1 protein-coding gene is annotated in these 437 nt (G+C 35.7%); it reads left to right on the forward strand.

The genetic code is table 11. The features are described 5' to 3' along the window. On the forward strand, positions 1 to 437 hold a 437-nt coding region (locus IGI47_RS14130), incomplete at both ends, for a hypothetical protein (protein ID WP_438784571.1).

A 437-nucleotide genomic window follows, 5' to 3' on the forward strand; every position in this document is an offset into this window, starting at 1 on the left:
GGAATCAACAACTCAAATCAAAGAAGAAGCCAAAAAAAACAGCTATGAAGGATTGCCCAATGATACACGAACGGAAAGAGAATTAGAAGCTATTCAGGCAGTCGCGTCTGATTTTTTAACACTGTATTATCAAACAACAACAGAAAATATCGATAAGAATTTAGCAGAAATCAAGAAGTTAACTATTGATAATAACAGTGAAAAATATCGTCCAGGGTGGTTGACACAACATGCTTCAAATGTGCTTGTACAAGAAGTTGTGTCAGAAAAATATTACACTGATTTACATGCAGTAAATGGGAAAGCAAGCGTTATGGCATTTCTGAGTTTACAGGCAAAAATAGGGGATGGCGACGTTTTTCCTGAACAATTTTTGAACCGAGTGGAGTTGAAAAAAGACGAAAACAATGTTTGGAAAGTAACAGGATTTAAGTGGA

This window comes from Enterococcus sp. AZ191 (assembly GCF_051713845.1).
GTDB classification, from domain to species: domain Bacteria; phylum Bacillota; class Bacilli; order Lactobacillales; family Enterococcaceae; genus Enterococcus_B; species Enterococcus_B durans.